Raw genomic sequence first — 22,359 nt, 5'->3', positions numbered from 1 at the left:
TAGTTTTACGATTTAACGTCGTGTTAGCGGATTAAACGCTATTACTTGATGTAAAGATCTTTCGAGAAGATCTTATTCTCAGCATTGTTTGATGGGAAACCACCAACAGATGGAGAAACAAGACGAGAACTTACGTACTGGTAGATAGGTGCGATTGGCATATCACGAGCAAGTAGTTTTTCAGCTTCTAGGTATGCCGCTTCACGGGCTGCCTCATCAGTCGCTAGCATTGCTTTTTCCATTACCGCATCGTACTCAGCATTGTGGTACTTAGGATCATTAGAGCTATTGCTAGATTGCATTAGAGATAGGAATGAAGATGCTTCGTTGTAGTCACCACACCAACCAGCACGAGTGACGTCAAAGTTACCTTGACGACGCGTGTCTAGGTAAGTTTTCCACTCTTGGTTTTCTAGTGTGATATCAACACCTAGGTCTTTCTTCCACATAGATTGGATTGCTGTTGCAATCTTACGGTGGTTTTCAGACGTGTTGTAAAGTAGGTTGAACTTCAGTGGGTTAGACGCATCGAAGCCAGCTTCAGCGAGGAGTTTCTTCGCTTCTGCTACACGCTCTTCTTGTGTCATTTCACCGTAAGCTGGAAGCTCTGGGTTGAAGCCCGCAGTGATCTCCGGCGTTAGGAAGTATGCAGGTTTTTGGCCTTGACCAAGGATGATGTTAGTAATGACATCACGGTCGATTGCGTAAGACAGTGCTTGACGAACGCGAGCATCATCAAATGGTGCTTTTGCGTTGTTGAAACCGTAGTAGTAAGTACATAGGTTACCCACTACAGAAACTGATTCTGGGTGCTCTGTTTGTAGACGCTTGAAGTGCTCGATTGGCAGTTCGTTCGTGATGTGGATTTCACCAGATAGGAAACGGTTCATCTCTGCCACTTGGTTTTCAATCGGCAGGTAAGTCACTTTGTCTAGCTTAGTTTCAGCGTTGTCCCAGTACTGGTCGTTACGAACAAGCTCAATACGCTCATTCACAACCCAGTTATTGATCTTGAATGCGCCGTTACCAACGAAGTTTTCTGGCTTAGTCCAAGTATCACCGTGAGCTTCAACAGTTGCGCGGTGAACAGGCTTCATTGTCGTGTGGCCCATCATCGCGACGAAGTATGGTACTGCTTTCTCTAGAGTCACTTCTAGTGTGTTCGCGTCAATTGCACGTACGCCCAATGTCTCTTTGTCCGCTTCACCCGCAATGATCGCCTTAGCGTTGTCCATGCGCGTGTATTCTACATACCAAGAGTAAGGAGAAGCCGTTGCAGGATCGACAGCACGCTTGAAGCTGTAAACGAAGTCTTCAGCGGTAACAGGGTCACCGTTAGACCATTTAGCGTCTTTGCGAAGGTTGAAAGTGAACGTTTTGTTGTCTGTCGTTTGCCAGCTTTCTGCAACACCAGGGATAGTGTTACCGTCAGCGTCTTGGTTAACTAGACCTTCCAGTAGGTCACGAATAACGTGAGATTCTGGTACACCTTCCGTTTTGTGTGGGTCTAGAGAAGCCACTTCGGTACCGTTACCACGTACCAACTCCTGAAGGGCAGGTGCTTCTGATTCCGTTGCTTTAGGTTGAGCTGCTTGTTTTTCTTCTGGCTTTTCACCACAACCAGCAAGTGCAAGTGACAGGCCCGCACCCAAGAAAAGAGCGCGAGTAATCTTATTCTTATACATGCATTTAACTCCAAGTTATATTTTTGCATCCATGACTACTTTGTGCGCAAGTTAGAACGGCTAACTATGGGTATAGGCTGTATAAAAAGACCTAAAAATCCCTTAATCACACAAAGATTCGGAAACACATTACCAACCATCGAATTAATTTGCCACAAAAATGTAACTAAACTCCCCATAATTTTCCGTTTGGGCCTAAAATTCAGCATAAAACACTAAACGAGACTTAAATCAAAAAACATATGAACAAAATCCAATGGTCTGACTAGCTATGTATTCCATATTTGCTGCTAGTATCAATAAAAGCAGTATTTTCTGCTGCTTTTATCGCCAGCAATGTAACAAAAACGCTAACTTATCGCGAATGTTATGACACTTCTGGCTAACTTGAAGTTTAACTAATTGACAGAGATCAAATTTCACATCTCGAATTAATTTCCGTGCCACAAAGCAAAAAAAAAGGGCCAAGGCCCTTTTGTAAAGTAAACAGGATTTATTGTTTTTCGAAAAACAGGGTCACAGTACCCACTTCAACGCCGAATTTCTTAATGGCTGCTATATTGAAGAGTCGTTTATCATCGTGGCGATACATCCAGTCTTCAAATCCAACTCGATAACGGTCGCCGTCAACGTCCAACTCCATTTCATATTCCCAGTAGAGCGCATTACCCGCCTCTTGCCCCGATGCTTTTCCTATCACATCTGGCGCTGATCCTTCATAGCGACCATCTTCTAATCGTACAATCGTCCATATCCGTTGTGACGTTTCCCCATCAGCGAAGATGAAGTCTTCGACCAAGGTTAAGGTATCGGCTTGTACTGTTCCAACGATATCAACACTAAAGCGACGAGTTTGTGCCCCAGTGTAATCCTGCACCATACCCCAGGCGACGGTCTTACCTTCAAAGTACTCAAACAGGTTTAAGCTCGGCTGTGACTGTTTGTAATCTTCAATTTTAGTGGAACATCCAGCAATCATGCTGGACATTATTAAAATAAAGACAATCAGGGTTTTCCGTATCACTGTGTCACCATTCCTATGAGTTGTCTGCGTAGACGCGGGTATTCAGTTTTTGGGGACAACCATATTGATAAAAACGCATCATTAGTGAGCTCATCTGTTACGTTGCCCATAAGCTGCCAGCGGTAGCTGTTTTTGCGTAACCAATAAATCTCGCCATCTGCCCCATCAGAGACGTAGACAAGCTGATCGCCCTCAGAAATGTCTGGGAACATGGGGGAGATTGTCTCAAGCCAGCTAAGAGCCTGTTCATCGGAGTAACCCAGCTTGAGCCACTGATCGTATGTCACAGACAACAAGTCTTTCGCTTCGATGTCTCTTTCATAGGTGATCGAAAGTGCCAGTGGGTGCGGTGTCACATCATGTGAGAGGCGATAATCACCACTCGGTGTAAAAAGATGAGATTGATAGATATCGAAAAACAACCAGTTGAGGTCAGCCGACCCGACCTTCGACCAGCTTTTCCAATCACTCTCCAGTTGTAAAGAGGTAGGTTGAGCCACACTTAGGCAACTCCAAAGCAGCGTGAAATAGAAAGCTAAGCGTCTCATGTCATTCCCTTAATTCCTTTTGCACTAGAGGAAACCGTGCAATGAGAAGTGACGCTATTACTAACAGTAAAACCCATTCAACAAAGAGGACACTGACAAAAAACAGTTTGCTGAATGTTGTAGTAACAGCCCCGAACTTGAGTCCAGCGAGATAGCTTAAGCTACCACCCAACCCACCTACACATAGTACGGCCCACTTTGGAAAACGGTTTAGTTGAGGGAGCAAAACAAACGCATACAGAGAAAAGGCCACCCATAGTGCGAGCAACCATGACGGAAGCCATTGAGTTGAAAATTCAAGCAGACCAAGGGCTTGATTACATGAATCCACGAGCAGACCAACAAACAACAGTGCCACCAAGGGTGACCATTGGATACGATAGAGTTTCGCTATCAGATACAGTCCTAGACAGATAAAGGGGATAAGGTAATAGAACATGGTTTCTCGCCCTAACACAGCGAGAAACCACACACATTGGAACCACACAGAGATGACAATCAACACATGTTTTTGCAAATAACGCATAGCGCCCCCAAATCTGTCCCCAAGCTAAGGTCGCTCAAATGTCATTTGCACTGTGCTAATACTTTTTGCTTTGAAACCACCCTCGCAATAGCACAAGTAATAACGCCACATGCGGATAAAGCGCTCGTCATAGCCTAATGCTTTCACGGATGGCTCCTGCTCATTGAAACGCTCATGCCATTGGTTGAGTGTTTTGGCATAGTCCAGCCCAATATCAAATACATCTCGAATCACAAAGTCACTACACTTTGTTGCCGCTTCTGCCAACTTAGACACTGACGGCAAGAAACCACCAGGGAAGATGTATTTTTGAATAAAATCGACATTTTGGCTGTAGCTGTCATACCGTTGATCAGCAATCGTGATCGCCTGGATCGCAAACCGACCTCCTTTCACCAACAACGATTGACACTTCTCTATATAAGAAGAAAGGAATTGCTTACCCACCGCCTCAATCATTTCTATCGACACAACTTTGTCAAACTCTCCTTTAAGCAAGCGATAGTCTTCCTTCAATAAGGTAATTTTCGATTGAAGTCCCAGCCTTTCAACTTGCTGATTGGCATATTCAAACTGCTCTTCTGAGATAGTGGTGGTAGTGACATGGCACCCATAGGTCTGTGCCATATATATGGCCATCGCGCCCCACCCTGTGCCAATCTCCAAGACTCTATCGGTGTTTTTTAGCTGTAACTGTTGACACAAACGCTCCATCTTGTTGATTTGAGCTACTTCCAACGAATCCACAGTATTCAAGTACAGTGCAGACGAATAGAGCATATTGGTGTCCAAGAACAACTCATATAAGTCGTTACCCAAATCGTAGTGCGCGTGAATATTTTTTCTCGATTGAGTCAGTGTATTGCGGTTTAGCCAATGTCCTAATTTGTATGCTACTTGCGTCAATAGGCCCGACTTTCGCTCCATAGAGTCTAAAGTCGTCATATTTCTCGCCATTAACTCCATCACCGATGTCAAGTCAGGGCTGTCCCACCAGCCGTCCATATACGCCTCTCCCGCAGCGATACTGCCTCCTTTGAGCATGCGCGAGAAAAAACGACCATCGTTAACGATAACCGTTGCCTGCAAAGACCCATTACCCAATGTCGTCACCTGCTCTTGCTCAAAATAGCGTTCAACAATAGTGAGTCGACCCACCGGCAGCGTTTCTAACTTACCCATAAGCCACTGTCTTGCGCTCCTATCGACACGACTCATTTGCTGAGGAAAAGATAAGGTGGTTGCGTTCATCATTACCAACTCTCCTAGTTTGTATTCTTTTGGTCATATTTGGGATGAGAGTAAAAAGGCGCGCCTTTAAGCCACAACTTGAGAGCATGCCAGTAAATTCCCCACACCACTTTGACGGTTTGTATCGGCGTTTTCATTAAAAGCCACAACAATCCTTTAGATGAAAACGGTACTTGGCTCATCTTCATCGTGGCGTCGAAGACTTTATGTTGCTTGTGACACTCCAAATGGACGCTCAACTTTTCTTTTATTGGTTTGAGCTTCCATTTGTATTTCTGGTCAATCGGATTAAACGGCGATACATGAAAGGCTTTTTGATGCTGCCAGTTGTTGTCGTTTTCACCGGGGTCTGCAGGTAAGGCATAGTAATGACGCTCATTCCATGGGGTATTACTCACCTCTGCTAGCATGTATCGCCACTCACCTTGTTCATCATAGAGGTAGTACAGATTAATCGGACTGAAGTAGAGTCCAAAATATCTAAGGTGCAAAACGGCTTCGACGCGGCCTGCCAGTCGCTCCCCCGTCAACTCATAGACTTTACGCTGAACTTGTTGCTTCAAGCAGCCGTCACCCAAATAGTCGCTACGTTTGAAGCGCGCCCAGTGCCACCAGCGCTGCCCAAACATCGAAACGGTATTTGATAGCTGATCAATCTCATCAAGATCAATGCACGGCATGAACAGGGAATAATTTATTTCATGCTCCATCGGCAAAAAGCGACGATGTCGAACGTTACCTGTATATATGCGGCTCTTCATCATTCCACCTCTATGCGGCACCTAGATTCGGCTGTGAATGCTGCACCAATGCACGCACCACATCTAGCGCACTACGCACACCATCTTCATGAAAACCATTGTGCCAGTAGGCTCCGCAATACCAAGTGTTGTTGAGTCCACTGATGTCACTTTTTCTCGCCTGTGCCGCTATACTTTGAACGGTGAAAACCGGATGGTGATAAGTATAGGTTTTCAAAACCTTACTTGGCTCTATTTGGTCTGAAGAGTTAAGAGAGACACAAAAGGTACGGGGCGCTTTGATGTGCTGCAGGATATTCATGTTATAAGTTAGCGCGGGTAAACGCTGCTCTTCACCTTGGTCACCACTGAGGTAATAATTCCACGACGCCCAAGCCGCTCTTTCTCGTGGTAACAAGGCCGTATCGGTATGCAAAACCACTTCATTGGCTTGATAGCTCATGTCTCCTAGCACCGCTTGCTCAGCAACTGAAGGGGCATCGAGTAATGCTAGCGCTTGGTCGCTGTGGCATGCAAAAATTACCTGGTCATATCGCTCTTTCTCGCTATTAGATTCGACAACAACGCCCGCATTGTCTCGCTTGACTGTCGTGACGGGGGCGCTCAGCCTAATTTTGTCTTTGAAGCCAGCAGTCAAGGGGTCGATGTAGGCGTGAGAGCCACCTTCAATCACGTACCACTGAGGGCGATTCGTCACCTCCAGTAGCCCATGGTTGAGAAAGAAACGCAAAAAGAAAGAGAGTGGAAACGCACGCATGTCTGCCAATGTTGATGACCAAATTGCCGCGCCCATCGGTAGAATGTAATTCTCACTAAAGTAAGAGGAAAAACGATGCTGGTTGAGAAAATCACCCAGAGTAACCTCGTTTTCTATCGCGACGTCTGCATTGGCTTTGGCCAGCTTGTTAAAGCGTAAAATCTCGAATATAAATCGATAGAATGTGGGAGAAAGCAGGTTCTTTTTCTGGGCAAAGAGCGTGCTGATGGTGTGCCCGTTATACTCTAAACCGTTGCCGTCATTACGGACTGAAAAACTCATCTGAGTTGGAACACCTTTTACGCCAATCTCATTCATCATTGCGATGAAATTAGGATAGGTTCTATCGTTATATACGATAAACCCGGTATCGACCTCGTATCTGTTGTCGTCTATTTCCACCTGTTTCGTGGCGGTGTGCCCACCTATGTAGTCATTTGCTTCGTAAACCGTAATATCGTGCTGTTTATGAAGATAGTAGCCGCACGTTAACCCTGAGATACCGCTACCTATAATTGCAATTTTCATCTACTGCTCTCCCTGTGAGCCAACCAGCCCTGATGTAATTTTGGCCTGCCACTGATATGGCAGTGCTCCTATCACTCTCAATATCCAAGTAAATCTGCGTGGAAAATAGATGAAGTCTCTATTTTTACTCAATCCGTGCATTATGCGCTTTGACGCCTCTTCAACACTGATAAGCATTGGCATCGCAAAATCGTTTTTATCTGTCAGTGGCGTCTTTACGAAGCCAGGAAAAATGAGAGAAACATCAACCCCTGAGGCGGCTATGTCATTTTTGTAGCTTCTTGCAAAATAACTAAGCGCCGCCTTAGAGGCACCGTAGGCCTCAGAACGTGTCAGAGCGACTTCGCTCGCGATCGAACCAACGAAGGCAACGCGGTGTCCCGGTTTGAAATAGGGCTGTGCGGCCTCAACGCATCGCACTACTCCGGTAAAATTAACGTCCATGACGCGTGAAATGAGCGGGCTGTCAATCTCACCCTTATCGATGTATTCACAACTTCCGGCGTTGAACAACCATAATTGAGGAATCTCTGGCAATGCTGAAAACGCTTCGCGCACTGATTCGTCGTCACTCACGTCGAATTCAAGTGGCTTAACTCTCGTATCAATGGAGGCGAGCTCTTGAAGTTTGTCCTTGTTGCGGCCACAGGCAATGACCGTCCAGCCTGACGAGATATAGTCGCGTGTCAGTTGCTCGCCAATGCCCGAGGTCGCGCCTGTAATTAATACAGTGTTCATGCTTGGCCCAACTTGCGGCGAATTGTGCTCACCACTCTACCCAACAGTGGCAAGTGCTCGTACAACATGGCACCTAGGTCAAAGTAGTCGCGATGATGGATAACCTTGCCGTCTCTAAACTCGACAAAGGTCAAACCCTCTACCTCTATACTGTTTCCTGACGAGAGTTTAGGGTGCGAGAGTGTCATTAACCATTTTATGTAACCGCGCTGATCGACTTGGTCGGCAGACAATATCTCGAAGTGGCAACTGTTGACGTTGCTATACATTGAATGAAAGTAGGCCTCTAGAGAGTTTAGGCCGCTAAGTTTGTGCGCCGGGTCTTCAAACACCACATCGTTGTGGTAAATTTCGCCCAGCGTATCCAGATTGTTTTTCCCTAAGCGCTGATAGAAATCAGCTACGCTCGCGACGTCCATGACCGATACCTCTTTAGGAGACGTGTACAAAAAATTATTTTGTACAATTAAACATAGTTCAGGTTAAAAAGTTGTACAAAATTTTTTTTGTACAACTTTTCTTAACTGCCTTATACCCTTAAAGAAAATAGAACGATCAATATGATAAAAACAAAAAAACCTCGCTCCGAGAAGCGAGGTTTTGCCTATAAGATAATTAATTTAGTGCCGTTATTTTTGTGTCACAGTTAGTACTGGTGCACTTGGGTCAATAACATTGAGAGAAAAGCTGTAGGAGCCATCCGCAGGGATTGTGATAGCCAGGTTGGCACTATCTCCACCCACTGCCATGGTGACTTCTGTATCCAAATCTACCGTGCCTTCACCACCGAAGTTTGTCGCTGCGGTCCAGTCAGCATCAGCAATTTTCATCTCGTAGCTACCTGAAGTCAGGCTAATGTCTAAGTTATAAACGTCATTCGCTACGTAAGTAAACTTAGCATAATCAGGCGCGCCCCAATCTGTAATAGTACCTTTCAAGTAAAGCGTTGTATCACCAAATGTTGGTGCATCTGCCGCCTTAGTTACTGACAACACAGGTTTGTCTATTGAGCTAGAATGTTCATGACTTGCGTTTAATGTAAATGAGTATTTACCTGCCTCGTCAATTGTCACTTCACAGTCACCGCCCGTGCCTAAATTAAGGCTACCAGATGCTTGTGTGGCATTGTCACAACCAATATTAGGATGGCTCCATGCGGCATCAGCGAACTTGAATTGATATGTACCAGCCTCAAGTGCTCCTGTGACAGAGTACAAACCATTCCCTTCAAAGCTCATGGCCCAGTCATCGCTTTCGCCCCAGCCATTCATTGAACCTTTAACATAAACAACTGTGTCGCCATAAGGAGGAATTGACTCAAAATCCTTATTGCTGGTGTCGACAGGAAGACCAGTACCATCAGTTTGTACAAATACCGCAGTGGTCAAAGCAGGTACAGTAAATTCGCCGGACGCGAAAGCAGCACGTCTTACGACTGAATCAGCGGAGTCTTTCTGTACTGGATGCAGGTCAAAGTTTACAGCATCTTTAACTTCAAACGTCTGAGAAGAGGCAGTCGAGTTCACAACCACAACAATTGCGCTGTAATCATCAGCAATGCTCTTACCCGCATTGTCAATTGACATAACAATCAAACCTTGCTGTTGATCTTCACCCACATTACGGAAATCAACACGGTTCATCACGTCAGCTGCACTCTCCAAACGGAACAACTCACTAGAGCTACGAATCGTCAACAGCTCTAAGAATTGATTCTTCGTCATTTCAATGTCATCCATTGAAGGCTCTGCGCTCGCATCCGCGATGATCTCTTTGATCAACTTCCAGTTATCACCATCTTTGTCTTCACGCGGTAGACCAACATTCCAGTTATTGTCTTCACCGTTGAACTTCACACGGTTAAACCAATCGCCTGAATCATACGAGTCACGCTGCATAGACTTAGAGCGAAGTAATTCTGAACCCATGTGAATGAATGGAATACCTTGACCTAACATGACCGTAGACAGGCCGACTGTTTGCATACGCGCACGATCAGCAGGTGTTGTACCTTCAGCAATCTTGTAAGCATTGTTATCCCAAAGAGTCTGGTTATCATGCTTTGACACATAAGAGATGTTCTCTGAAGGGTGAACCGTATAGCCTGCTGGAGCACCGTTGTAATCGACTGTCTTACCGAGCTGTGTATTGCCTTCATAATCTAAAAGAACAAAGTCAGCTAAGTTACCCGCCATACCAACACGGATGATGTCTTGGTTATGCAGAAGGTTTGCTCTCATCTGGTCATCAGTGTATTTAGACTCTGCCTCTGTATTCACATACGCAGCATTACCGAAACCTTGATTGTATCGAAGTGAACGTAAACCATCGGTGTCTTCGCCACCGTCAAATGGACTGCCACCACGCACTGCGTCACGCAGACGGTCTGAGAAGGTACCAATCTCTGTACCAGCCATGTTCGGCTGAGTGGCTTGTTCAAAGCGTGCATTGTTTGCCACTTCGCCAAAGTCCCAACCTTCCCCGTAGAAGAGCGTATTGCGGTCGACTTCTCTGACTGCCTCTAACGCCTCGATCATCAGATCTTTTGGCTGGTGTCCCATCAAGTCAAAGCGGAAACCATCAACTTTATAGTCGCGCGCCCACACCACCAATGAGTCAACCATGAGTTTACCCATCATTAGGTGTTCTGTTGCTGTATTGTCACAACAAGTAGACATTTCAACGTCACCGGTATTGACGTTAAGGCGGTGGTAGTATCCCGGGACAATCTTATCTAGAACCGATTTTTCGCTGTCGCCCGATGCGTTAGTATGGTTATAAACCACATCCATGATAAGTTTGAGATCCATGTCATGGGTCGCTTTGACCATCTCACGGAACTCTCTGATACGAGTGTCGCCATGCGCATTGGTTGCGTAGCTGCCTTCTGGCACCGTGTAGTGGAATGGATCATAACCCCAGTTAAAGCTATCTAGACCACGTAAGTCATTCATTAATGCTTGCGCATCCGGTGTGGTTGGGTCGTAGCTTGCAAGAACATCTTCTATAACAGCTCCGTCATCTTCCACCCCACAAACTGCCGCTTCCAAATTGATGGCACACAGGTCACCAATTGTGTCTTTCAGGTCTACCTGTTTCGCCTCGTCTACCGTCGCAATGTCAAATGCAGGGAGAATATGAAGAGACGTTAAGCCCGCATCTTTAAGTGCTTGCAAGTGGGTAACGGATTCACGGTCTGGCTCTGTCAGCGCTAGGTACTTACCGTCGTAATCTGGATTACCACTCACATCACTGACACTAAAATCACGTAAATGAGATTCATACAGTACGTGATCAACGTCTTTTTCAACCGTTGGGCGTTGGTAGTCATCATCGTTCCAACCACTTGGCATCAAAGATGTATCGTGCGACAAATCAACGACTTGAGAGTGTGTAGAGTTTGTTGAAAGGCTCATCGAGTATGGGTCTGTAACTGGGAGAGATAGAATTCTCTCTAATGTAGGGTGGTAGACCTCCACTCCGTAGCGATAAAACTTGCCAACGACACCCGCTACAACCTCAGAAGACCAAACGCCGGTCTCTGGGTCCTCGTTCATTGGAAGTGTTTCTTCCATTTTCAGCTCATCATCATAGATCGTAACTGAAACTGACTTGGCGGTTGGCGCCCAAAGTTTAAATGTAGCGTCATTACCCTCGATGATCGCACCTAGGTCTTCATCAATCGCATTACCTGCGTCTTCATCAGCAAACACTGCATCCAACACACCAGCTTTTTGAATCTGTGTCGCAGCGAGCGTTGACCCATCTGATTTGTATGCAACTAAAACAATTTGTGATTTAAGAACTGCGCGAAGGTCGTCATGGTTTAGATCGATATCCGCCGTAGCAAGATCGGCAAGGTGAGGGAAGCGTTTCTTAAGATCATCACTCAGACCACTGCCCTTAGATAGTGAGATGACCGTACCACCTTCGACCATCTTAGTGTCATCATTCATGAAGATTTTATTTTCTTGGTCGTAGCGCAGTTCAACCTTATCTGCGCCAGCCACTGACTCCCAACCAATCGTGCCAGCATCTAGCCAGTGTGCCTTTTGACCATCAATCATCACTGGACGCTCTGCGATTGGCTCGTAATACAGTTGACTACTACCGTGGAAACCAAATACACCTTGAGAATCATCTAGGTTTCGCAATTCTACTTTACTGTTGGCACTACCAAATGCTTTCTCATCGCCCTTGTGAAGAATGAAGTTCATACATTCATGAGGGTCTGAAGCATCAGGATTAACTTTTAGAACATAGTATGCACCGTATGTTTCACTTAGCCCCGTAGCCAAATGAGGCGCTCCCCAATCTGTTCCACCGGAAGGGATACCCATCGCATCTAAATCAGTACTTGTACAGCCTTCACCGTTCCAAAGGTGTAAACCCCAACCATCATAATCTGCGCCACTGCGTGCTTGATCGGCATCTCGTTTGTAATAAATCACGACCTCGTTTTCTTGAGCTGGATAAAGCCCTTCGATCGCACCACCTTCATCACCACCGGAGCCTGAATCTGACGAATCGCTGCCGCATCCTGCCATAGCTAGAGCGACAAACATTGGCATTGTGTATTTCGCCAGCTTGTTAATTCTAATTTCCATTAATAGTGTCCTATCCTTTCGGTTATTTTTATATATGCACTGGCGACTAAATTTGTAGGTACAGATATCGCCTTTTCTAGAATGCAAAAAAATATTAATAACAATAAGAATAAGCAGTTTGTGACAAAGGTATAATTAAACTTACGATAAACAATTCATCTCAAAATATTAACAAAGGATCACATTTTGCAGACCTACATATTTTGAGCATGTTCATAAAAACAACTACTCCCCTACTACGCCTCACCAGATCATCCCCTACGCCTTATAGCCTACACCCAGCATCTCCAGGTCACATTATGTACAGATCTAATTTAAATCTGGGCAACAACGCCACAAATGGCATCAAAATATCAACACCACGCTAACATTGCACACAATCCGTACACCATCACGTTTCTTGAATTGAAATTATCGATTCACGAGAGGTTGATATAAAAATAATGAGCAAGACATAAAAATAAGGACATTCCAATGAAAACCTCTGCTTTACCAATAACATTAATTGCTCTTAGTACACTATTAGTAGGTTGCCAAAGCACCCCAGAAGAAGTAACGCCACCAGCGAATTACAATAACTTTGAAATAATGAGTAACTGCTCTCTTCCAGACAGCACTGAAGCAGGCCCTATTAACGATACACTATATGTCGTTGGCACTTTCTCTGACTGGAAACATTTCCCAGACCGAGAATACAAATATAAGGGTGACAACCTATACCAGGCCGTAACACAGGAAACGGCAGGCAAATACAAAATGCAGTTCGCAAGTTCAAGCTGGAGCCCACAATTCACAGCAGACGGTCGTTCAATGACTATTGGTGAAGAGAAAGCACTCAAGTTTGGTGGCTATGCCAAAGACACCGAAGTGGAACTGCTTGAATCAGGCCAATATGTTTGGAGTATGAAGTTTGATGAGTCAGGCGCACCATTCTCGGTAATGGTCGCGAAGTGTGGGTAGACCAACATAAGTCTGATGCAAAGAGGCCGAGCAAATGCTCGGCCTCTTTCATATCTAGATGCAAATTAGTACTGCTGTTGGCGCAGCGCTTCAATGCGCTTATCGAGTGGTGGGTGGCTCATCAATAGCTCGGTCATTGAACGCTTACCATTGATGCCAAACGCCATCATTGAGCCTTCCAGTTGTGGTTCATGGCTCACTTTCAGACGCTCTAGGGCGGCGATCATCTTGTGTTTACCAACCAGTTGCGCGGCACCTGCGTCAGCATGGAACTCGCGATGACGGCTGTACCACATAGTAATAAAACTTGCTAAGAAGCCAAATACTAGCTCAAGTACCATAGACACGCCAAAGTAAACCATCATGCTCGTGCCACCTTCGCCATTTTCATCACGATTCGAGGCCACGATATTGGCAATAAAGCGTGATAAGAAGATAACGAACGTGTTCACAACACCTTGCATCAAGGTCATTGTCACCATATCACCGTTAGCGATGTGACTCACTTCGTGTGCTAATACCGCTTCTGCTTCATCGCGCGTCATATTGTGAAGAAGGCCAGTAGAGACCGCTACAAGAGAGTCATCACGTTTTGCGCCCGTTGCAAAAGCATTGATATCTGGAGAGTCATAAATAGCGACGGTAGGCATTCCGATACCCACCTGCTGAGATTGACGGGATACCGTTTCCATCAACCAGTGCTCTGTTTCGTTGCGTGGGCTTTCAATAACCATACCGCCAACAGAGCGTAGCGCCATGCTCTTAGACATCATCAAAGAGATAAACGCGCCACCAAAACCAAACAAGGCTGCCATCACCAGCAAACCACTTAGGCTACCTGGCTGAATACCTGTTGTGGCATAAACAATATTAAGAACAACACTTAAAACCAGTACGACAGCTAAGTTCGTTGCTAGAAAGAGTAATACGCGTTTCATTCCTTTCTCCGTTGGAAAACGTCTGTTGAGGTTCGTGATGACCACATCCGACATTGGATGGCCTGTTAAGCACGAAAACCCCATGCTACACAGTTATATATAGTCTAATTTTTCGTTTTCAAGGTTAAGTGAAGAATTGCAACATTTTGTGGAGAATGTTGCGGGTTGTTAATGGCCTTTAGTCAACGATGACGCAATGTTTGATTTCATTGCGCCAATGCAGATACCTTAGCCTATTATTCTGCATTTTTTCGGGGTTAAGTTGTTAGTTAAAGCGCACTCATGAAATAGATACTGAAATTAACTCAGTATGACGATGCTTTGATTTGCGCAACCACGCCGCAACACTTGCGCAGCCACACTACGAACTCTCTTGATGCAGCGCCGCCTGTCTAAAATCAGTGCGAAAGCGACTTGTGCTCTAATTCTAGCAATATCCGATGGTTAGCACGTCATTAGACTTAAGTCGTATTGAGTCTCCTCTTTTGACCTACTACATTGGCTATAGATGTAGCAAAACATGTTTATAAGGATTGCAAGATGTCACAAGTTAACAACGAATATCAGATGGCGATTGACCTGCTTTGCTGCCACCTTGGCGTGACAGAAAACGAAGCTAAAAAACAGTTAGGCATTAAGGCTTTAGATGAGGATAAAGAGCAGCAGATTGCAGAAACACAATATGCTCTAATGGGGTTATCTACTGAGTAATCCTATACGACCACTCGGCTTATATGTAGAAAAGGGCAGATAACGCGATGTTATCTGCCCTTTTATCTCTTTTGGTGACGTAAATCGACTGAGTTCTTTACTTTTTCAGTGGTGAAAGGTCGATGTACTTACCCAAGTTCTTACGCTTAGGATTCGGTGTGTATGGGATTTCACCCATTTTTGGCGCTGGAATACGAGTTTCCAGGCACTTGATCACCTCAGCGTAGTTTTCGATACCAGGGTTCACTCGATTAGCAACCCAACCGACAATGTCTAAGCCATCAGCAATGATGCTCTCTGCTGTTAAAATAGCATGGCTCAAACAACCCAATTTAATGCCCACGACCAAAACAACGGGTAGTTTCTCTTCTTTTACCCAGCTTGAGAACGAGTCTGTATCATTGACAGGGACACGCCAACCGCCAGCACCTTCAACAAGGACAACATCGGCTTTTTGCTTATGCTGCTCTAACTTGTCAGAAATAAGAGAAAACTCAATGTTAATCCCTTCGGCTTTTGAAGCAATATGAGGAGAAGCTGGTAGAAGCAGTGGATAAGGATTCACATCTTCATACGTCACTTCTACAGTCGAAACAGAGTGTAGATGACGCGCGTCAGAATTACGTACGCCTTCTTCGGTCTTTTCGCTACCCGCAGCAACCGGTTTGTATCCAATAGTGCGTTTTCCTTCCGCATTCATCGCTTGTAGGATGGCTTTAGATGCCACCGTTTTGCCTACATCAGTATCCGTACCAGCAATAAAAAAAGCATTAATCATGCTGAATAACCCCTAAACAAACTTGATAAGTTGCAGGTAAAAGACCTTGCTGATTTGTAAATTTTTGGTAAGCCATATCGACTTGCATCAAGGTACGTCTACTCGTTAACCCTTGACCGCGACCACTTACATGCGTCGCCCCAATCCCCTTAAGGTCCCGCATAACAGCAAACGCTGACGGGTACCAAACTTTAATGGTCGGCAAGTCTAGGGCATGGTTAATACATTGTGATTGAGCTAACGCAATTTTTAACCGATTGAATGAAATAAAATCATTCACGTGTTGATATGAATCAATTTCTGACCATGCTTGTCTGAGCTCGAACAAAGAACCATCGAGTAAGGTACTAAAGAATATCGTACCATTAGGCTTTAATACTCGCTTTGCTTCACTTAATGGTACAGACAAATCTTCACACCACTGCAAGGCAAGACTAGAGAAAACATAGTCAAACCTCTGGTGATTGAAAGGCAAACACTCTGCATCGAGTTGTTGATAGGTAATATTCACCGTACCGCATCGCTGCATTGCTTGGTTGAGCATCTTAGCAGAGAGATCGCCACAAACCACTGTAGCACCGCGCTCTAGCAACAATTTTGAAAAATAGCCCGTTCCACATCCAAGGTCCAAGACCACCTTACCGGATAAGTCTTGGGGCATTTTGTCCAACAACCAATGACCAACATCTCTTTGAAATTTGGCATGGGTATCGTAAGTGCTGGCGGCGCGTCCAAATGCATCAGCAATGGCTTGCTTTTCATGTAAGGTGTCATCCAACATCATTACCGCATTCATGATGCATCTCCTTGCTTTTCTATCGCTTGGCGCAGCCCCGCTGCCAAGGTTTTTATCTGTTTCTTGGTATGGTTTGCCGTTAGGGTAATACGCAATCGGGCGGTGTTGTTCGGAACAGTTGGGGGGCGAATTGCCGTTAACCAAAGTCCCTGTTGACGTAGATAGTTCGCTGACTTAACGGTTGCCTCACTCTTTCCAATCACAAAAGGCTTTATGGGTGTCTGTGTCTCTCTATACTGCGGAAGGTCTGACAGCAACTCTTCATAGAGTTGATTGAGTTCAACCAGATTGTCTCGTCGCCATTGTTGCCCACGGATCATCTCCACGGCATGAGTCAGCGTGTGTGCTTGCGCCGGAGGCATTGCCGTCGAGTAGACATGATGTCGAGCAAACTGTGTTAAATAGTCTCCAGTATTGTGACGACACAAAACAGCCGCACCCGATAAGCCAAACGCTTTGCCAAAAGTAACGACTAAGATATCTGGCGTAATTTGAGCTGTCTCACAACTGCCACGCCCCTCTTTACCCAACACACCGATGCCATGGGCATCATCCACCACCAGCCAAGCTCTGTCTAAGCACTTATCTTGGATGGCTTTCAGTGGAGCAATATCCCCATCCATACTGAACACCCCCTCGGTCACCACCAAGTTGGCACAGTCGGAGTTTAATAGTGTATTCAGGTGATTGGTGTCATTGTGTCGAAAGCGCTTCATGGAGGCTGGCGATAGCATACCTGCCTCCATTAACGAGGCGTGGTTGAGTTTGTCTTGCAGTAACAGGTCGTCTTTTTCTAATAAACTAAAAAGCACCGCCTGATTTGCGCTAAACCCTGAATTGAACAAGATTGCTCGCTCATAGCCGAGCCAATCACATAAAGAGGCTTCCAAGTTTTGATGTGCATATGTGAAACCGGTGACCAGCGGTGACGCTCCACTGCCAGAACCATACACACTCAAGCCCTGCTGCCACGCTTTTACTAGCTCCGGGTCATTGGCGAGACCAAGGTAGTCATTACTTGAAAAGTTAAAATAGCGACGTCCCTGACATTCAAGTTCGGTTTGATTGCCACCAATCACCGGTCGAATCTTACGCTCAAGACCTTTCTCTCGTCGCGATTGCAATGCCTGGTTGATTCGATGGGAAAAATTAGGAGCTGGCATCGTAAAACAGATCGTTTTCAGTGGGACGTGAAACGACACGCTCTACTAACCTATCCAGGAGGTCGTTTTCCTCAATCTCATCTGGCTTTTGCGATACTTGCTGACTGTTGATACCGAGTTTACTAAACAGCTGCATGTCCTTATCTTCGCTTGGGTTCGGTGTCGTTAAGAGCTTACAGCCATAAAACACCGAGTTTGCCCCAGCCATAAAACACAGCGCTTGCATCTGTTCATTCATGTTCTCGCGGCCAGCCGAAAGGCGCACAGCAGAGCCCGGCATCATGATTCGTGTCGCCGCTATCAAACGAATGAAATCAAATGGGTCAACATCCTCCGCACTCTCGAGCGGTGTCCCCTTCACTTTAACCAGCATATTAATCGGCACACTCTCAGGGTGAACCGGCAAGTTAGCCAGTTCCACCAAAAGACCAGCGCGATCATTCGCGCTCTCACCCATTCCTATAATGCCACCCGAACAAATTTTCATGCCAGCATCACGAACGTGGGAAAGCGTGTCGAGTCGTTCTTGATAGGTACGAGTCGTAATGATGTTGCCGTAGAACTCTGGAGACGTATCTAAATTATGGTTGTAGTAGTCTAATCCTGCATTAGCCAGCGTTTCTGCTTGTTCAGGAGACAACATACCCAATGTCATGCACGTCTCTAACCCCATCTCTTTGACGCCTTTGATCATATCCGTTAGCAGTGGCATGTCACGCTCTTTCGGATTCTTCCAAGCCGCCCCCATGCAAAAACGCGTTGAGCCTGCCGCTTTCGCCTTGCCCGCCGCATCCAACACCCGCTCAACCTCCATCAATCGCTCTTTATCTACGTCCGTCGTATAGCGAGCACTTTGTGGACAATATTTGCAATCTTCCGGACAAGCGCCCGTTTTTATCGAAAGCAGCGTACTGACTTGTACATGGTTGGTTTGCTGATACTGACGATGAACTAACTGCGCTTCAAAAAGTAAATCCATAAAGGGCTTAGCCAAGAGGGAGCGAACTTCTTCCACAGTCCAATTGTGACGAACTTCCACGATGATTCCTTTTGCATTTTTCAAACTAGTTGTTGGCTAGTCTACCGTGACACATTACACTGTCAACACTCAGACTTCAGGTGAAGTTTACATCTGTACAATTAGCAATCTTTGGATTTTATTTTATGGCTATGGATCTCGCCTTCGATCGCCAGCACCTCTGGCATCCGTACACTTCTACGCTCACTCCTCTTACCTGCTACCCGGTTGTATCCGCACAGGGAGTAACACTCACGCTAGAGGATGGAAAAGAGCTAACCGATGGGATGTCTTCATGGTGGTCCGCCATCCATGGATATAACCACCCTGTTCTCAACGAAGCTGCGCACCACCAAATCGATAAAGTCTCGCACGTTATGTTTGGGGGGATTACGCACGAGCCTGCGATCGAGTTGGGTAAAAAACTCTTATCGCTAGTTCCAGATAACTTAGAGCACATATTTCTCGCCGACTCTGGGTCGGTTGCCGTCGAAGTCAGCTTAAAAATGGCCCTGCAGTATTGGCACGCCAAAGGACAGTCCAGACCTAAGTTTTTAACCCTTCGTCACGGTTATCATGGCGATACCTTTGCCGCGATGTCGGTGACCGATCCAAACAACTCAATGCATAGTCTATACAAAGGCTTTCTACCAGAGCATATTTTTGCCGAGTCACCGAAATGCCGCTTTGGCGAAGACTGGGATGAATCAGATCTTGATGACTTTAAATCGCAACTCGAACAGTATCATTCTCAAATCGCTGCTGTGATCATAGAACCTGTTGTTCAGGGTGCGGGAGGTATGCGGATCTATCATCCGAACTTTCTAAAAGGCGTGCGTGATCTTTGTGATCACTACGGTGTGTTATTGATCCTCGATGAAATCGCGACTGGATTTGGCAGGACAGGCAAGATGTTTGCGTGTGAGCACGCCAATGTTCAGCCTGATATTCTTTGTGTAGGCAAAGCGCTAACCGGCGGGTATATGACACTATCTGCAACGATAACCACTCCAAAAGTAGCGAACACCGTTTGCAGTGGGGAAGCCGGCTGCTTTATGCATGGTCCTACATTTATGGGGAATCCACTTGCGTGTGCGGTGGCTAATGCCAGTATGGCACTTTTACAATGTGATGATTGGAAGCAACAGGTTCTCAATATCGAACTGGCTTTTGCAGAGCTTTTACCAAAAATAAAAAATCATAGACGCGTTCAAGATGTTCGTTGGCTAGGGGCAATTGGTGTCGTTGAGACAACTGACGCCGTCAATATGGAAGTGATACAGCGTCACTTTGTCGACAATGGCGTGTGGATTCGCCCGTTTGGACGGCTAATTTATATGATGCCCCCTTATATCAGTGAGTATGGGAATGTTGAGAAGTTAGTTGGAGCGATAAGTACAGCTTTGGATAGGGATGAGTGTTTTAATTAGGTGATGGGAGTTAGGAATACAGAGTTCAGAAGTCAGAGGTAGAGGCTTAGACTTTAATGTTCCCTTAGCCTCAAACCTTCAAGCTTTCGACATCTGTATTCTAAATATTACTCAAAATCGATCAGCCACTTACGAAACGCCTTGCGGTCATCCTGCGATGCTTCTGTATACCAAGTTTTCAATTGCTGTAGCTCTTTAGAGTCCAACTCAGGAAGTTGAACGGGGGTCGCTGACTGTGGAGCGACTTCTGGCTCTGGCAATACAACTGGCTTTGCAACTTTAGCGGTGTTATCGACAGCGACATAAGAAATAGCAACCGCAGCCGGTCCACCATTAATATTGTACTCTCTGACTTCCTCTATATGATTGCGGCCTAATTGAACCCCCTCTGATTTAAGGACATCGACTGTTTTTTCTACTTCGTTGCCATGTTGGTCGATGATGCTGAAGTCGAGATCTTTGAGGCCTTTCTCGGCCGAGCGAACCGAGCGATAGTTTGGCATTTTGAATTGGACGTTTTGATCTTGTGACAATGTAAACGTCACAACCTGGGTTTGGCCGTAGACTTTTTTGCGTTCGTTTGTCGTTTCAATCACTGGCTCATATTGGAAAACAATCTGATTAGCTCCCTCTGGCAAATCTACCTCTATTATTGAGTTGAAAGATTGACCTGATAGTTTTGGTTTTTCCATATTCACAACCAAAATATCTACCGTATCTTTCACGTAGAGCGTTGCTGCAAAGGATGACAGGCTCATCGATAACATGGTAACAAGTGTCAGAGCTTTAATTTTCATATGAATCCCTTTAGAAACGAAAAGCCCAGCTTAAGCCGGGCTTTAGAAAGCAGTCAACTAGTCTGATTACCAGTAGAAACGAGCACCGATTGCGAAGTTACTTTCACCATCAGCCATTGATGCACCCACAGTTGTGTCAGACTCACGGTTCGAGTAACCTAGAGTTGTGCCATCGCCGTAACCATACTCAGCATATACACGTGACCAGCTGTTAAACTTATGCACTGCACCAACGTAAATCACTGTACCGTCTTCTTTTTCATTGTTAGCAAAGCCTGAAGTTTCTTGCTGTACAAACTCATAACCGCCATAGATTCCAGTTTTTTCTGTTGCTTGGAACACACCCGCTACAGAAATAGCATTCTCATCGATTTTTTCTGAGTTGCCCTTGTTATTTAGCTCTGAGTTATAGTAAGTCGCACCGACTAGGTGGTCTCCAATAGAGTACTCTGCTGTAACTTCAAAATATGTGTTTTCTACATCAAGCGTACCAAAATCTTCAGTTGCATGCTCACGATCACGGTTAACACCGGCACCAGCATGTAGAGCAAGATCACCGAAAGATGTACCTACAAACGCCTCATATAGGTCTTGGTTTGTATCGCCTTCGTTTAGACCCCAACCAGCTTTAACCCAGAAGTTTTCAGCATCAAATGCGTATTTGATTTGTGAATCGTGCAACGCGCCGTTTAGAGTTAAGTAGCGTAAACCTGAGCCACCAAAGAAATATGAGTAGTCAGCACCGTAAACGTCATCCGAAGTTGTCCATTGCTTACCTAGTTTGATCGTACCGAAGTCACCAGAGAAGCCGAAAATGTGTTGGCGAACATTTACATCTGAGTTGTCACGAATACCTACTTCAACCTTACCCAGCACATCGATAGTATCTGTTAGAGCGTAGCTGCCATCAATACCCATACGAGATGAACCTGAGCTCAGGTCTGCATCATGATCTTTAGAATCTAGAAACTTAAGCTCTGTACGTAGTTGACCATAGAAATCAACTTGACCGTCTTCTGATTTATAGATTTCTGCTGCATTCACAGAAGTAGCTGCCGCTGCAACCACTAGAGCTAGTAGCGTCTTTTTCATAATTTCCACTGCCTTTTCTTAGTTTAGGGATACCGAATCCTGGTTCCCTTTTTTAGTTTTTTTGATAACAACTCAAACTCTAAATGGTCCGATGTCGCTACCGAGTAAATGACGGGATTTAGATTGCAAAAGATCATGCCACATGTCAAATCACACAACAAAAAACATCAATAAAGATAAAAGTCACTATAAACCAATGATTTAGCTTGATTCCTTTTAATGGGAACTTGTTACCAACCCACCAAGGTTAA

The 22,359-nt window shown here is 45.3% G+C and carries 20 protein-coding genes; 3 read left to right on the top strand and 17 right to left on the bottom strand.

Annotated features, from left to right (window positions below; genetic code table 11):
• Positions 1 to 41 precede the first annotated feature (41 nt).
• From GT360_RS05070 to pulA, 10 genes are all read right to left on the bottom strand, one after another.
• A complete protein-coding gene (locus GT360_RS05070; RefSeq protein ID WP_164647820.1) occupies positions 42 to 1,685 on the bottom strand; it encodes an ABC transporter substrate-binding protein in 1,644 nt (547 codons plus the stop codon).
• Between the two features lie 493 nt (positions 1,686 to 2,178).
• The gene (locus GT360_RS05065; RefSeq protein ID WP_239502586.1) at positions 2,179 to 2,709 is read right to left on the bottom strand and encodes a DUF3833 domain-containing protein; all 531 of its coding nucleotides are present in this window, start codon (positions 2,707 to 2,709) and stop codon (positions 2,179 to 2,181) included.
• Positions 2,706 to 3,257 (bottom strand): chalcone isomerase family protein, encoded by a 552-nt coding sequence (locus tag GT360_RS05060; protein ID WP_239502585.1) that lies wholly within the window; start codon positions 3,255 to 3,257, stop codon positions 2,706 to 2,708. The genes GT360_RS05065 and GT360_RS05060 overlap by 4 nt, the downstream gene beginning before the upstream one ends.
• A 1-nt stretch (position 3,258) precedes the next feature.
• Positions 3,259 to 3,783: a DUF2878 domain-containing protein gene (locus GT360_RS05055; RefSeq protein ID WP_164647819.1), complete on the bottom strand. Its 525-nt coding sequence runs from the start codon at positions 3,781 to 3,783 to the stop codon at positions 3,259 to 3,261.
• Positions 3,784 to 3,807: 24 nt separating this feature from the next.
• On the bottom strand, positions 3,808 to 5,037 hold the full coding sequence (locus GT360_RS05050; RefSeq protein ID WP_164647818.1) for an SAM-dependent methyltransferase: 1,230 nt from the start codon (positions 5,035 to 5,037) through the stop codon (positions 3,808 to 3,810).
• Positions 5,038 to 5,048: 11 nt separating this feature from the next.
• Positions 5,049 to 5,795, bottom strand: coding sequence for a DUF1365 domain-containing protein (locus tag GT360_RS05045; protein ID WP_420825442.1), 747 nt, complete (start codon positions 5,793 to 5,795; stop codon positions 5,049 to 5,051).
• 10 nt (positions 5,796 to 5,805) lie between these two features.
• Positions 5,806 to 7,080 carry an NAD(P)/FAD-dependent oxidoreductase gene (locus GT360_RS05040; protein ID WP_164647816.1) on the bottom strand — a complete coding sequence of 425 codons (1,275 nt, stop codon included), beginning with the start codon at positions 7,078 to 7,080 and terminating at the stop codon, positions 5,806 to 5,808.
• Positions 7,081 to 7,818, bottom strand: coding sequence for an SDR family NAD(P)-dependent oxidoreductase (locus GT360_RS05035; RefSeq protein ID WP_164647815.1), 738 nt, complete (start codon positions 7,816 to 7,818; stop codon positions 7,081 to 7,083).
• On the bottom strand, positions 7,815 to 8,237 hold the full coding sequence (locus GT360_RS05030) for a nuclear transport factor 2 family protein (RefSeq protein ID WP_164647814.1): 423 nt from the start codon (positions 8,235 to 8,237) through the stop codon (positions 7,815 to 7,817). The genes GT360_RS05035 and GT360_RS05030 overlap by 4 nt, the downstream gene beginning before the upstream one ends.
• 210 nt (positions 8,238 to 8,447) lie before the next feature.
• On the bottom strand, positions 8,448 to 12,425 hold the full coding sequence (gene pulA / locus GT360_RS05025; protein WP_164647813.1) for a pullulanase-type alpha-1,6-glucosidase: 3,978 nt from the start codon (positions 12,423 to 12,425) through the stop codon (positions 8,448 to 8,450).
• Between the two features lie 474 nt (positions 12,426 to 12,899).
• Here pulA and GT360_RS05020 point away from each other — a divergent pair, with 474 nt between their 5' ends.
• Positions 12,900 to 13,385 carry an early set domain-containing protein gene (locus tag GT360_RS05020; protein WP_239502584.1) on the top strand — a complete coding sequence of 162 codons (486 nt, stop codon included), beginning with the start codon at positions 12,900 to 12,902 and terminating at the stop codon, positions 13,383 to 13,385.
• Positions 13,386 to 13,450: 65 nt separating this feature from the next.
• On the opposite strand, the gene htpX is transcribed toward GT360_RS05020, so the two are convergent.
• Positions 13,451 to 14,323, bottom strand: a complete 873-nt coding sequence (gene htpX, locus GT360_RS05015; RefSeq protein WP_164647812.1) for a protease HtpX — start codon at positions 14,321 to 14,323, stop codon at positions 13,451 to 13,453.
• Positions 14,324 to 14,863: 540 nt separating this feature from the next.
• On the opposite strand from htpX, the gene GT360_RS21805 reads away from it, so the two are divergent.
• Positions 14,864 to 15,034, top strand: coding sequence for a hypothetical protein (locus tag GT360_RS21805; protein WP_204274545.1), 171 nt, complete (start codon positions 14,864 to 14,866; stop codon positions 15,032 to 15,034).
• 97 nt (positions 15,035 to 15,131) lie between these two features.
• Here the strand turns inward: GT360_RS21805 and bioD are convergent, their stop codons facing one another.
• Genes bioD through bioB form a run of 4 tightly spaced genes read right to left on the bottom strand, consistent with a single transcriptional unit; the run spans position 15,132 to position 18,810 of the window.
• Positions 15,132 to 15,812: a dethiobiotin synthase gene (gene bioD / locus GT360_RS05010; protein ID WP_164647811.1), complete on the bottom strand. Its 681-nt coding sequence runs from the start codon at positions 15,810 to 15,812 to the stop codon at positions 15,132 to 15,134.
• Positions 15,805 to 16,608 carry a malonyl-ACP O-methyltransferase BioC gene (gene bioC / locus GT360_RS05005; RefSeq protein ID WP_164647810.1) on the bottom strand — a complete coding sequence of 268 codons (804 nt, stop codon included), beginning with the start codon at positions 16,606 to 16,608 and terminating at the stop codon, positions 15,805 to 15,807. Before bioC ends, bioD begins: the two co-directional genes overlap by 8 nt.
• Positions 16,605 to 17,771 carry an 8-amino-7-oxononanoate synthase gene (gene bioF, locus GT360_RS05000; protein WP_164647809.1) on the bottom strand — a complete coding sequence of 389 codons (1,167 nt, stop codon included), beginning with the start codon at positions 17,769 to 17,771 and terminating at the stop codon, positions 16,605 to 16,607. The genes bioC and bioF overlap by 4 nt, the downstream gene beginning before the upstream one ends.
• Positions 17,758 to 18,810, bottom strand: a complete 1,053-nt coding sequence (gene bioB / locus GT360_RS04995; RefSeq protein ID WP_164647808.1) for a biotin synthase BioB — start codon at positions 18,808 to 18,810, stop codon at positions 17,758 to 17,760. The genes bioF and bioB overlap by 14 nt, the downstream gene beginning before the upstream one ends.
• 131 nt (positions 18,811 to 18,941) lie before the next feature.
• Between bioB and bioA the strand changes: the two genes are divergently transcribed.
• Positions 18,942 to 20,219 carry an adenosylmethionine--8-amino-7-oxononanoate transaminase gene (bioA, locus tag GT360_RS04990; RefSeq protein ID WP_164649576.1) on the top strand — a complete coding sequence of 426 codons (1,278 nt, stop codon included), beginning with the start codon at positions 18,942 to 18,944 and terminating at the stop codon, positions 20,217 to 20,219.
• 107 nt (positions 20,220 to 20,326) lie between these two features.
• On the opposite strand, the gene GT360_RS04985 is transcribed toward bioA, so the two are convergent.
• Entirely contained in the window at positions 20,327 to 21,016 is a 690-nt protein-coding gene (locus GT360_RS04985) for a YccT family protein (protein WP_164647807.1), read from the bottom strand.
• A 66-nt stretch (positions 21,017 to 21,082) separates the two neighbouring features.
• A complete protein-coding gene (locus tag GT360_RS04980; RefSeq protein WP_164647806.1) occupies positions 21,083 to 22,108 on the bottom strand; it encodes a porin in 1,026 nt (341 codons plus the stop codon).
• Positions 22,109 to 22,359 lie beyond the last annotated feature (251 nt).

It is taken from the genome of Vibrio astriarenae, from assembly GCF_010587385.1.
Lineage (GTDB): Bacteria > Pseudomonadota > Gammaproteobacteria > Enterobacterales > Vibrionaceae > Vibrio > Vibrio astriarenae.
This window is presented reverse-complemented; position numbering and strand designations above follow the sequence as displayed.